The following is a 12404-nucleotide window of genomic DNA, read 5'->3' on the forward strand; positions in this document are numbered from 1 at the left end:
CGCTCAGCGCACCACGTGGTCGCGCACCATCGCCAGTTGCTCCTCGCCCGTGAGGTTCTTCAATCCCATGTGCCCGTACGGGAAGGTGCTGAACACCTTCTGCCCGTCCTGCCCGGGAATCGGCGAGGTGAAGCCCGCCAGCCCCACACCCACCAACTCATCCACGTTGGACCACATGCTGTAGACGTGCGCGCCCTCGTCGTGCTTCGTCGCGTTCACGTCCGCCAGGAACTTCGAGCCCGGGTGCAGCCCGTCCTGCGTGTTCGTCGTGGGCACCAAGTCCCCCGTGAACAGCGCCGACGCCAACCCGTTGTTCGCACCAGCAATCCCCACGAACGTGTCCACGCTGTCCGTCAGCGGCTTGCCCAGATCGAACTTCTGCCGCGTCTGCGAGTCGAACCCGTCCCCACCCTGGATGGCCTTGCGCGCCAGCGTCACCCCCATCGAGTGACCCACCACGTCCACCTTCTCCGCGCCCGTGTACTCCTTCACCGCCTGGATGAACGCCCGCACCTCCTCCAGGTACTTCTCCGAGTGGTACTGCTGACCCGACTGCAACGGGTCCTGCGGCCCCCACGTCATCGCGTACATCTCCGAGGGCTTGTACCCATTCTTCGAGAACGTCTCGATCGAACCCTTCCACCCCGCCGCGCTGTCCGAGTTGCCGTGGATGAAGATGACCGGCTCCTGCGTCACCTTCTCCCCCGCCGCGCTCTTGCCCCCGAACGCCGGCACGTTCCCCTTGGCGAACGCGTACTGCCCGTAGCCGTGCGTGTTCAGCCACTTCTGGAAGTCGTTCGAGAACCGCGAGTCCTTCGACACGCTCACCGCGTCCGCCTTACCCGTACGGGCCGTGGAAGAGGACGTGTTGGGTTGCGAAGTCACGCGCGCCATGAAGGACCACCTTGGGGTTGAAGTCGGTTAGATGCCTACATTGTCGTATGAACCCCTGATCGAGTTGCGGAAGAAAAACCGGGGGCCCCTTTCGGGAATGGGCGGGCCCCCTACCCTCCCTGACAGGAGCCCCAACGCTGGTAACGTGCCGCCCATGAGCGAAGAATCGAAGCCTTCCGAGGAGACCGCTCCGCCCCAGGAGAGGACTGCCACCTCCATCCCCGGCATGCCGTCGCCCGACGAGTTCGAGCAGTTCACTCCGGAGCTGGCCCGGGACTTCTTCCTGTCCGTGCTCGACTACGGCCAGGAGGAGCACGAGGCCAAGGCCGGCATCATCCAGGAGCTGGTGGATCTGCTGCTGCCCGAGGCCAAGGCCATTGCCCAGCCCATCCGCTCGCGGACTACCGGGGACGCCAAGCCTCCCGAGGCGCTCGAGCAGCAGTTCGGCGTCACCGTGCGCGAGCGCGCCGCCACGTGGCTCCATGAGCCCGCCGTGCGCCTGGCCGGCAACTCCCGCAGGCTCGAGCCGCGCGGCAGCTCTCCCGCCGAGAGTGGCGGTGAGCTGCGCCGCGAACTCTTCGTGCTCACCGATGGAAGGCTCGTCACCGTGGAGACGGTGGCCACCTGGTTCCTCAAGGACTCGCTGCGCGTGAGCGGCGATACCCTGGTGGGCGCTCGCGAGGTGACGCCCTCCGAGGTGCTGCGCAGCTTCGACTTCGTCTCCATCCTCAAGGTGATGCTCGAGACGCTCTTCGACGGCGCCGCCGCGCTCAAGGAGCGCAATGAGCAGGCGAACGACATCGTCGAGCGCAGCGGCCGCTTCTTCACGATCATCGCCCAGGTGGCGGTGAGCATGAAGGAGAACGCCGACCAGCTGCGCAAAGTGGGCGACACCCTCGCCTGATCGCAGCGTCGGCTGCTTCACACCGTTCGCGGCATCCACAGGCGGACTCCGCCCGTGTGTTGTGGGGGCAACAATCGACAAGCCGGGGGAGATCAGCGAGTGTCGGTGAGTCCCGGCGCACTCCGGTTCTCCATCCCCCCGCGTCCGGTAGACTGCCGCTCCCGCATCAGTGAGGCATTGCATGCACATCACCCTGTTGGGCATCCCCCCGAGTGTCAGGGACCAGCTCGAGCGCGGGCTCGAGTCCCAGGGTCTGCTCGACGGGTGTGAACGGCTGTACGCGCGCAACCTCGAGGAGCTGCCCCGGCAACTGCCCGAGGGGCTCGTGGTGCTGGGCGATCCCGGGCGCACGGTGAGCGAGGTGGAGCAACTGTGCCGCGATCTGCACGCGCGCAGGAACCTGCTGCGCACGCACCTGGTGGTGATGACCGAGCGGCCCGTCTCCGAGCAGCGGGGGCTGATCCAGGCCGGGGCCGACGAGTGCGTAGCGCCACCGGGAGGAGACTGGCTGGCGCGGATGACGACGGTGTCGCGGCGCCTGGTCGCGCTGGGGCATGCGGTGCCGCCGCTGCCGCCCGAAGAGCCCTCCACCGAGCGGCTCTCGCTGCGGGCCGCGCTGCAGGCCTTGCTGGACAGCACGAGCGCGGACCTGGGCTACCTGTTCTTCAGCAAGCTGGTGGAGCACCTGTCCTCGGTTTACGGCGCCTCGTGCGTGCTGGTGGGCGAGCTGCTGCCGGAGCGGGACTCGATTCGCACGCTGGCCTTCTGGCTCAACGGGAGCCTGCAGCGGGGCGTCGTCTATTCGCTGCGCGGCACGCCGTGTGACGAGGCCATCCGCAAGTCCGTGTGCCACATCCCGGACGGCGTGGCCGAGCGCTACCCCGAGGACGAGATGCTCACGATGCTGAGCATGCGTGGGTACCTGGGCGCGGCGCTGAGGGATGGCAGCGGCAACGCGATTGGCGTGCTGGCCATCCTGCACCACCAACCGCTGGAGGCAGGCCCGCTGGAGCACGCGCTGATGGCGTCCTTCGCGGCGCGCGCGGGCGCGGAGCTGGAGCGCATCCGCGCGCAGGAGGAGCTGGAGCGCACGCGGGACTTCCTGCGCAACACGCTCAACGCGGTGCCGGATCCGCTCTTCGTGATGGACCGGGCGCACCGCTGGGTGATGGTCAACCGCGCCTACTGCGACTTCCTGGGGCGCAGCGAGCAGGAGCTGCTGGGCAGCTCGGGCCGGGAGGTGCTCCCCGCGCGCGAGGCGGAGATCTTCTGGGAGCAGGACGAACGCATCTTCACCACCGGCGAGGCCGAGGAAGTCCAGCGGGTGGTGGAGACACCGAAGGACAGCCAGTCCCGGACGATCATCATCAAGAAGGCGGTCTTCCACGAGCCCGGGGGCGGAGCCTTCCTCATCGCCGTCTTCCGCGACATCACCGACCGCAAGCGCCTGGAGACGCAGTTGCAGCTGGCCGACCGGCTGTCCTCCATCGGCACGCTGGCGGCGGGCGTGGTCCATGAGATCAACAACCCACTGGCCTATGTGTGCTCCAACCTCTCCTTCCTGGAGAAGTCGCTGGCGCAGCCGGAGATCCCCGCGGACGCGCTGCCCGAGCTGCGCGAGGTGCTGGCCGAGACGCAGGAGGGCATCCAGCGCGTGCGGAGCATCGCCCAGGGGGTGAAGAGCTTCGCGCGCGCGGACGAGAAGCACACCGGCCCGGTGGATGTGCAGCGTGCCATCGAGGGGGCGCTCCGGCTGGTGCGCAAGGAGCTGCAGTACCGCGCCCAGCTGGATCGCGAGCTGGAGTCGGTACCCGCCATCCTCGGCAACGAGGGACGGCTGGGACAGGTGGTGGTGAACCTGCTCGTCAACGCGCTGCAGGCCTTTCCGCAGAATGATCCTTCGCGCAACCGTGTCCGGATCGCCACGCGCGTGGATGGAACGGGCAATGTGGTCATCGAGGTGGAGGACAACGGGCCGGGGATGACGCCGGAGGTGCGGCAGCACCTCTTCGATCCGTTCTTCACCACCAAGCCCGTGGGAGAGGGCTCCGGCCTGGGGCTGTCCATCTGCCAGTCCATCATCCAGTCCATGGGCGGCACCATCGAAGTGGACAGCGAGCAGGGCCGCGGCAGCGTGTTCCGGCTGCTGCTCCCGGCGGCCCAGGTGAAGGAGAAGAGCGCCGCGCCCCGCCCCCAGGAGGCACCCCTGGAGAACAAGGGGCCTCGCCGGCGGCTGCTGCTCATCGACGCCGAGCCCGCGGTGGGCACTTCGGTCCGCCGATTGCTTCAGGAGGCGCACGAGGTGCACTCGGTGCAGGACGTGGGCATGGCCCTGCACCTGCTCTCCCGTGGCGAGCGCTATGACGCCATCCTCTGCGATGTGGTGCTGCCGCGCATGAGCGGGGTGGATCTGCTGCGCGAGCTCGAGCAGCGCGAGCCCGGGCTCGCACGGCGCACGGGCTTCATGTCCAGCGGGGCGTTCGCCATCCCGCCCCGCGAGCTGCTGGGCTCGTACTCGGGCGAGTTCCTCGAGAAGCCCTTCGAGCCGGAGCGCCTGCGCAGCTTCGTTCAGCGCCTCTTCGCCTGATCAGACGCCGGGGAGGTGCTCGTCGGCGTTCACGGGCTCGCGATCCACGCCCGCGTGGGACCGGGGAGGCAGCGCGCCGCCGTCATCGTCCTCCTCCAGCTCCAGCCGGGCCTCGCCCATGAGATACACGGCGTCGTCGCGCACGTCGGCCACATCGCTGTAGTCGACCAGGAAATCGCGCCGCGGAATCGGCACGAGCCCGGGCTCGAGCTCGAAGTGCACGTCTCCCACAGCGGCCACCCGGCCCACGGTCCGGCCGTCCGCCGTTCGCACCGTCATTCCCTCACGAACCTCTGCTGGCTGTACCATGCGCGGCCTCCTCCTCTCGGGCGCGGTTCCCTTCGAACCTCCGCATTACACCCACGGGAGGACAGGCACCGCCTGCCCGTGCGCTCGGGCTCCAGGCCGCGCTCCCAGGGCCTTGCCGGATGCTTCACGGCGTCCCGGACGAGCGGCGCTCATGACCGCCTCGTGGGATGGCTAACGTTGGACCGAGGAGGAGCACCATGCTCTTGGAACTGTCCGCTCCCGAAGCCCGTGATCTGAAGCAGGCCCTGGAGGCCGCCCTGCGCCAATTGCTGGACGAGATCGCCCATGCGGATCAGCGCGCCTATCGGGACATGCTCAAGGAGCGCTACGACCGGTTGGAGCAGCTCAACCGCCGCCTCGACATCCCAGTCGAGTCGGACTCCGTCTACGCGTGAGTGGTCCCGAGTCTGGGAGCGGGAGCCCGCCTCCTGCTCCGCCTCCGAGGCGAGCAAGGGAGCACGTCAGGCCTGCCCTGCCTCCGGACGGCGGCGTGCGAAGCCGTCGATCCACGAGGGGATGTCCTTCAGCGGGAGCACGTGGCGGACCGCGCCCAGCCGGATGGCCTCGAGGGGCATGCCGAACACCACGCAGCTGGACTCGTCCTGCGCCAGGGTCATCGCCCCCGCGCGGCGCAGCGCCATCATGCCCTCGGCGCCGTCACGGCCCATGCCCGTGAGCAGACAGCCGATGGTCCGCGAACCCACCTCGCGCGCCACGGACTCGAAGAGCACGTCCACCGAGGGACGGCTGGAGTGCCGCTCCGGCGCGTTCGTCAGCCACAGGCGCCCGTCTCGCATGGCGAGATGGCGGTTGGCGCGGGCCATGATCAGCACCGGGCGGCCCGTGGGGGGTAGCAGCTCGCCATCCACCGCGTGACGCACGGGGATGGTGGCGCTCTTGCTCAGCCAGTCCACCATGGACGTCTCGAACTTCTCCGACAGGTGCATCACCAGGAGGATGGGCAGGGGGAAGTCCGGCGGGAGCTGCTGGACGATTCCGCGCATGGCCGCGGGGCCTCCCGTGGAGGCGCCGATGACCACCAGGCGCGGTGGGAAGCGGGGCCAGGTGGGCTCGGGGCGGAGGTGCTCGGGTACCTGCGCGGAGGGCGAGCGAGCAGCCTGCTTCACCCGCGTGAGCAACTCCTCGGCCCACTCGGACGAGATGAAGCGCGTGGGCTTCTCCACCGCGTCGACCGCGCCGGCCGTCAGGGCATCCAGCAGATAGAGGCCCATGGTGCGGTTCTCCATGCCGGAGAAGACGACGATGGGGGTGGGACAGTTCGCCATGATGCGACGGGTCGTCTCGACGCCGTTCATGCCCGGGAGCATCAGGTCCATCGTCACCACATCGGGACGCAGGCGCTGACACAGCTCGAGGGCTCGCTCGCCATCGCCTGCCTCGCCGACCACGGTGAAGGCGGGATCCTCGGCGAAGGCATCCGCCAAGCGCCGGCGGACCATCACCGAGTCTTCCACGATGAGGACGCGGAGCGCGGACACCCGTTACCCTCCTGCTCTACCGGCCCGTCTCATGACCCAGGCTTGAGCCTACCGCGCGGGAACGGCGGCGCAAGTCGGTGTCCTGGGAGGATGTAGTAGGTCAGGGCCGCAGGCCCGCCATCACGAGGTCGAGGAGCCTGCTGGCAAGCTCACGCTGGTGTTCGTGACACGCGTGAAGCGTGAAGAAGATTAGGCTGCGAGCGGATGGCTACCTACGCTCCGCTCTGGGCGCTGGTGCCTGGAGGCAAGGGAGTGCCACTCGCGAAGGTGGGTGGCGAACCCGAGCCCGCAGGCTCCTTGCGCTGGCCGATGTGTCGCATGTGCGGCACGCCGATGCGCTTCCTCTTCCAGCTCCCGCATGTGCCGGAGAAGGTGGACCTGTCGCCGTACGCGGCAGTGTACGTGTTCCAATGCGAGAACCCGGACACGGTCTGCTACCGCTCCATGCCGGACGAGGGCGCAAACGCGGCGATGCCGGTAGCGCCGGGCGAGCCGAAGGTAGAGGGCGAGCGGCCGAAGTGCATTCCCTACAACGCCTGGAGCCTGGGCTTCGCACCCACCGAGGAGGACACAGCGGCGCTCTCGGTGGACGTGAACGAAGCCACGAGCGAACAGCTCCAGGCGCTGGATCGAGCACAGGAGGAGGCACCCGAGAGCAAGGTGGGAGGTGTACCGGTGTGGCTGAACGGTGACGCGATGCTCCAGTGCTGCGGTGAGCCAGCGCGCTTCGTGGCGCAGGTGTCGGCGATGCCGTTCGGGCTGGACTTCGGAGACAACGGCCGAGGCTACCTGTTCCGCTGCCAGCGCCAACCCGAGCACTTCAAATTCCTCTCGCAAGGCGCCTGACAAAAACGCACAGGAAGGGCTCGACACCAGGGCCTCAAGCTGATTGGAACAGGGTCCCCGACACGTACCTTATCGGGACGAGCAGGTGACGCCCTCGGAGTGGCTGCCGCATGTACCTCAAGAGCCTTCGCCTCCAGAACCTGCTGTCCTTCGGCCCAGATGCGGAGCCCATCACGTTCGGCCCACTCAATGTCCTGATCGGCCCGAACGGTTCCGGTAAGTCCAACCTCATCGAAGCGATCGGTCTGCTCGAGGCTGCCCCTCGGAGCTTGAGCGATGCCATTCGGGACGGTGGCGGGGTGGCGGAGTGGCTCTGGAAGGGAAGCAAGGACTCCCAGGCGGCCAAGCTTGAAGCAGCGATTGGGCCTTCCGCCGCCGATTCTGGCGTCTATGCGGAGATGACCCACACCTTGGAGCTAGGTGAACTCGGCCAACGGCTCGAGGTCTACGATGAGAGCATCAAGCGTCCCCTCCAGCGTATAGAGGAAGCCTTTTTCGCTTATATCGGTGGCCGCCCGCACATCCGCCTGCAAGGCAGCATGCGGGCACTCGACTCGAAAGAGTTCAAGACGATCGAGTCCGTTCTTTCCCAGCGCCGGGATCCCGCTGTCTACCCAGAGCTGGCAGTAGTTGAGAGTTTCTACAGCGAGATTGCCATCTATCAGGACTGGCTCTTCGGGCGATTCGCGCCTCCTCGACTCCCCCAGCCTGCGGACCTCCCCAACGACCGTCTGCTGCCGGATGCGCGCAACCTGGGCCTGATCCTGAACCTGATCCGCAAGCATCCGGAAGCGAAGGCGTCGCTCCTGAAGCACCTGGGCGTGCTCTACGAAGGCATCCGCGATGTCGATGTCAGCGTCGTCGGCGGCACGGTCCAGGTCTTCTTGCACGAACACAAGTGGATCATCCCCGCCACCCGGCTCTCGGATGGCACCCTGCGCTGGCTGTCACTGCTCGCGATCCTCCTGAACCCCCAGGCGGCCTCCCTCGTCTGCATCGAGGAGCCAGAGATGGGACTCCATCCTGACCTCCTCCCGCCGCTGGCCCAGCTTCTGCGGGAAGCTTCCGAACGGATGCAGCTCATCGTCACCACCCACTCGGATGTCCTGGTTGACGCACTCTCGGACACACCCGAGTCGGTCATCGTCTGCGAGAAGCACGAAGGCTCTACCCAGATGCACCGGCTCGACAAGGGCGACCTGGCCGAGTGGCTCCAGAAGTACTCACTCGGGCAACTGTGGCGGCGAGGCGAAATCGGGGGGAATCGCTGGTGAGCGTGCGGATCTATGTCGAAGGTGGCGGGAACACCAGCGCACTGAAGTCCGAGTGCCGCCGAGGCTTCTCCCAGTACTTCGCGAAGTTCATTCCACCTGGGAAGCAGCCCCGCATCATCGCGTGCGGTAGCCGGGACGAAGCGCTCGATGACTTCCGCACGGCTCTCCGCCAGCACCCAGGTGAGCACATCGTCCTCTTGGTGGACGCGGAAGCACCGGTGGCTCCTGGGCAGACCGTCTGGGAGCACCTGAAGCAGCGAGATGGTTGGGAGCCCCCGACCGGAGCCACAGACGACAACGCCCACCTGATGGTCCAGTGCATGGAGAGTTGGTTCCTGGCCGACCCCGAGACGCTCGCGGACTATTTTGGCCAGGGCTTCCAGCCATCGGCGCTTCCCAGGAACCCGAATATCGAGGACATCGCCAAGCTGACCGTATTCCGTGCGTTGGAAGCGGCAACACGCCAGACAAAGACGAAGGGCGCATACTCCAAGGGCGGGCACAGCTTCGCGATCCTGGCTCGGATCGACCCGAATAAGGTCCGCCGCGCCTCGCCCCATGCTGAGCGACTGGCCGTCACACTCCTCCGGTTCTCTTCCTGAGCCGCTCGGTCCCTGACTCCTACGGTTGAAAGGGCTTGACGGCTGGTGCCCTCCTGCCCCGGACGCCGCTTGTGCTCGGACTCCCGTCCGGGGGAGCATCCAGGCACAGCCTCATGCTCCGACTTCGCCTCCCCCTCTTCCTCACAGCTCTCCTCGCGCTCGCGGTGGCCTCGAGCACCGCCTGCTCGCGTCAGTCAGAGTCTCCGTCGGCTCCCCCAAAGGCTCCGAGCCCCACAGCTCCCAGCCCCCCCTCGGCGAAGCAGGACACTCCCACGCAAGGCTCCGCGCCCGCGTCTCAGCCCCCCTCGGTCCCGAAACCGGACGCCCCCACCCAGACCGCCACGGCCAGCACCCCGGCCCTGCCCTCCCCCACCGCCTTCGCCGGCTCGGAGAAGTGCGGCGAGTGCCACGAGGACGAACACGCCGCCTGGTCCAAGGACTGGCACTCGCGCGCTCTCTCCACGGCCTCCCAGAAGTTCGTCGTGGGCAACTTCAAGGACTCCCACTTCAAGGGCGACTCCAGCGAGGCCTGGATGTCCCGCCACGATGATCATTTCTTCATGCGCACCCTCGGCTCGGATGGAAACGTCTCCGAGTACCCCGTCCAGTGGGTCGTCGGCGGCAAGCGCATGCAGGACCCGGTGACAGTGACGGACGACGGTCGCTGGCAGGTGCTCCCCATCTACTTCCATGTCACCGGCAAGAGTTCCTGGGTGGACTACTCGGAGAAGCGCCAGGGCAAGCTGACTCCGGATCACCCCTTCTTCTGGAGCAACTTCGCTCGCAGCGCCCAGCACGCGTGCCTCGACTGCCACACCACCGGCCTGGACGTGCGCTACGACCGAGCCGCCCACCGCTGGAAGACGACGTTCGCGGATGCCGGCGTCGCCTGCGAGAGCTGCCACGGCCCCGGCGCTCGTCACGCCGAGACCCAGGACCCCAAGGACATCGTCCAGCCCAAGCACCTCTCGGCTGAACTTGGCATGGCCGTTTGCGCCCAGTGCCACGGCCCCCGCCGCACGCTCTTCCCCATGCTGGACGCGGCGCATCGCTACCGCCCGGGCCAGCGCTATGAGGACTCGTACCAGCCCATGGTGCTGCTGGTGGGCGGAGACCTCTCCGGCGACTACTTCTCGGACGGGCGCCCCAGCACCAGCAGCTTCGAGAACCAGGCCCTCACCCAATCCCTCTGCTACATGAAAGGCGGCGCCACCTGTCTCACGTGCCACAGCGCGCCCCACGACAAGCACGCCCCCAACGAGATCCAACTCCACAAGGACACGCCAGCCCGAGTCTCCGCGGACATGGCGACCTGTCAGGGCTGCCACGCCAACGTGTTCGCCCAGGGCAAGCAGCACTCCCACCACACCTCGCCCGCCGCCCAGGACTGCATCGCCTGCCACATGCCGCCCGTCGTCTCCGGCGTGCTGGACCACTTCGCGGACCACGCCATTGGCGTCCCCGTGCCCCAGAACACGGTGAAGCACGACATCCCCAACGCGTGCAACGCATGCCACACCCACGAGAAGCAGAAGCCCGAGGTGATGGCTCAAGCGCTCGAGCGCTGGTGGCCCGAGGCGAAGAAGCACCAGGAGCGCCGGCTGCGGCTGGCGGACGCCTTCACGGAAAAGACGGCCCAGCAGAGCCGCCCCTTCCTGGAAGCAGTGCTCGCGGACACGCAGGAAGCCGCCGAGCTCCGAGGCGCCGCCGCCCTCTTCCTGGCTCGCCGCTTCTCACGCGAGGCCTCGCCCGCACTGCGCGCCGCGCTCCGGAGCGCCCAGGAGCCGCTGCTGCGCGCGGAGATCATCGACGCGCTCGCGCAGGCCAAGGCCCGCGACGCCTCCGAGGACGTCGCCTCGCTGTTGAAGGATCCCTCCATCTGGGTGCGCCAGAGCGCCGCCGTCACCCTGACGCAGCTCGGGGATCCGCGAGGCCCGACCGCGCTCGAAATCCTGGCGCAGCAACCGGAGACCTCCGGGCTGATGGCGCCCCACGCCATGCTCGGCCACCTGGCCCTGCGCCGGAAGGACCTGACCACGGCCACCCGGCAGTTCGAGCAGGCGCTGGACGTGCAGCCCTACTACTCGGAGCTGCTGGTCATGCTGGCGGACATCTACGTCTCCCAGGGCGACGTGGCCAAGGCGAAGGACAGGCTGGAGGACGCCGTCCGCTTCTCGCCGCAGAACCAGGGGGCTCGGCAGCGGCTGACTGCCCTGCAGGGCCACTGAGCAGGCGGCCATGGAGCCGCTCGCAGGACGGGGCTCCCCTCTGCTCCGGCGATTCGCATCCCCATCTTTCGCGTGAAACGTGCCAGGGCCTGCCCGGTCCCTGGCCTTTGATCGAGTGGAGGAGCGAGCCATGGTCCAGCGCACGAACATCCGAAAAGGCATGGCCGTCATGAGCAGTGACGGGGTGCAGATGGGGCGCGTCGTCGACGTGACGGCGGACTCCATCATCATCGAGAAGGGCCAGCTCTTCCTGAGGGACTTCAGCGTCCCCCTCGAGGACATCCACTCGGTTCGCGGCGATGAGATCGTCCTCAGCAAGGGCCACGCCACGTTGCGGCAGATCAACTCGAAGCCGCGTGAGGGCACGGCTCATGGAACGGTGGGGATCGCCGGTGTCGCCGCGCCAACTCCCCAGGGCCTGGGGCTGGGGCCCAGCGATCTCACCCAGGCGCGCATGGACAGCGCCAAGTTCCAGGACCACGAGCGGTATGACCTGAGGCCCACGGGCGACTCGGTCCCCCGCGCCACCGAGATGGAGTCATCCGCGGAGCGGAAGCGCCCACGCGAGTCGGAGATGGAAACTCCCTACGTCCCGCTGCCCCACGAGCCGCCCTTGGCGGAGCGCCGCGCCGCGGGCCCGGGTTGGGATCCGCTGAGCGTGGACGAAGAGCAGGAGGAGCAGCCGCGCACGAGCGGTCCGGACGCCAAGCCCCCCACACGCTACTAGCGTGTTCCGCTCGCTGGGAGCCGAACACCTCCCAGCAAGGCACGGTAGGATGGAGAAATGGCCCCCCCACCCTCTCGCTCCTCCTCCCGTCGCCGGCCGCTGCTGGGCGCGCTCATGACCGGGCTGCTCCTGCTCGGCACGCCTTCCGTCGCCGCAACCCCGAAGAAGAAGCCCACCACCACCAAGAAGAAGGCTTCGGCGCCGAAGAAGTCCTCCAAGGAGAGCCTGACCCTGCGCGACGACGCGGCGGCCCTGATCAAGGGCAAGCAGTATCCCGAGGCCCAGGCGCTGACCAAGCGTTGCATCGACGCAGATCCTTCCTTCGCGGAGTGCCACATGCTCCGAGGCGCCGCGCTGGCCGGCATGACGGACTGGGAAGAGGCCGCGAAGGAGTACCGCACCTTCCTCAACCTGGCTCCGGACCACCCACTGGCCCCCAAGGTGCGCCAGACGTTGGAGAACTACGAGCAGGCGCAGGCTCCCGCGCCCTGAGCGCGAGCTCGGCGGAGCCACCGGGCTGCTGCCTCCTCCTCT

The 12404-nt window shown here is 67.8% G+C and carries 12 protein-coding genes; 9 read left to right on the plus strand and 3 right to left on the minus strand.

What is annotated here, in order from left to right; genetic code table 11:
* Positions 1 to 3 precede the first annotated feature (3 nt).
* On the minus strand, positions 4 to 894 hold the full coding sequence (locus tag KY501_RS39990; RefSeq protein ID WP_224369164.1) for a lipase/acyltransferase domain-containing protein: 891 nt from the start codon (positions 892 to 894) through the stop codon (positions 4 to 6).
* Between the two features lie 154 nt (positions 895 to 1048).
* On the opposite strand from KY501_RS39990, the gene KY501_RS39995 reads away from it, so the two are divergent.
* Entirely contained in the window at positions 1049 to 1798 is a 750-nt protein-coding gene (locus tag KY501_RS39995) for a hypothetical protein (protein WP_224369165.1), read from the plus strand.
* A gap of 181 nt (positions 1799 to 1979) precedes the next feature.
* The gene (locus KY501_RS40000) at positions 1980 to 4385 is read left to right on the plus strand and encodes a hybrid sensor histidine kinase/response regulator (RefSeq protein ID WP_224369166.1); all 2406 of its coding nucleotides are present in this window, start codon (positions 1980 to 1982) and stop codon (positions 4383 to 4385) included.
* Here KY501_RS40000 and KY501_RS40005 read toward each other — a convergent pair whose 3' ends face one another.
* On the minus strand, positions 4386 to 4694 hold the full coding sequence (locus KY501_RS40005) for a DUF2171 domain-containing protein (RefSeq protein ID WP_224369167.1): 309 nt from the start codon (positions 4692 to 4694) through the stop codon (positions 4386 to 4388).
* A 197-nt stretch (positions 4695 to 4891) separates the two neighbouring features.
* Between KY501_RS40005 and KY501_RS40010 the strand changes: the two genes are divergently transcribed.
* Positions 4892 to 5089: a hypothetical protein gene (locus KY501_RS40010; protein ID WP_224369168.1), complete on the plus strand. Its 198-nt coding sequence runs from the start codon at positions 4892 to 4894 to the stop codon at positions 5087 to 5089.
* Between the two features lie 66 nt (positions 5090 to 5155).
* On the opposite strand, the gene cheB is transcribed toward KY501_RS40010, so the two are convergent.
* Positions 5156 to 6193, minus strand: coding sequence for a chemotaxis-specific protein-glutamate methyltransferase CheB (gene cheB / locus KY501_RS40015; RefSeq protein WP_224369169.1), 1038 nt, complete (start codon positions 6191 to 6193; stop codon positions 5156 to 5158).
* Positions 6194 to 6397: 204 nt separating this feature from the next.
* On the opposite strand from cheB, the gene KY501_RS40020 reads away from it, so the two are divergent.
* The 6 genes from KY501_RS40020 (at position 6398) to KY501_RS40045 (ending at position 12362) form a co-directional block, all read left to right on the plus strand.
* Positions 6398 to 7039 (plus strand): hypothetical protein, encoded by a 642-nt coding sequence (locus KY501_RS40020; RefSeq protein WP_224369170.1) that lies wholly within the window; start codon positions 6398 to 6400, stop codon positions 7037 to 7039.
* 110 nt (positions 7040 to 7149) lie between these two features.
* Entirely contained in the window at positions 7150 to 8313 is a 1164-nt protein-coding gene (locus tag KY501_RS40025; protein WP_224369171.1) for an AAA family ATPase, read from the plus strand.
* A complete protein-coding gene (locus tag KY501_RS40030; RefSeq protein WP_224369172.1) occupies positions 8310 to 8915 on the plus strand; it encodes a DUF4276 family protein in 606 nt (201 codons plus the stop codon). The genes KY501_RS40025 and KY501_RS40030 overlap by 4 nt, the downstream gene beginning before the upstream one ends.
* Positions 8916 to 9028: 113 nt before the next feature.
* Positions 9029 to 11143, plus strand: coding sequence for a HEAT repeat domain-containing protein (locus KY501_RS40035; RefSeq protein WP_224369173.1), 2115 nt, complete (start codon positions 9029 to 9031; stop codon positions 11141 to 11143).
* Positions 11144 to 11273: 130 nt separating this feature from the next.
* Entirely contained in the window at positions 11274 to 11870 is a 597-nt protein-coding gene (locus KY501_RS40040) for a DUF2171 domain-containing protein (protein ID WP_224369174.1), read from the plus strand.
* A gap of 57 nt (positions 11871 to 11927) precedes the next feature.
* Positions 11928 to 12362, plus strand: a complete 435-nt coding sequence (locus tag KY501_RS40045; protein WP_224369175.1) for a hypothetical protein — start codon at positions 11928 to 11930, stop codon at positions 12360 to 12362.
* Positions 12363 to 12404 lie beyond the last annotated feature (42 nt).

This window comes from Hyalangium versicolor (genome assembly GCF_020103695.1).
In the GTDB taxonomy this organism is placed as follows: Bacteria; Myxococcota; Myxococcia; order Myxococcales; family Myxococcaceae; genus Hyalangium; species Hyalangium versicolor.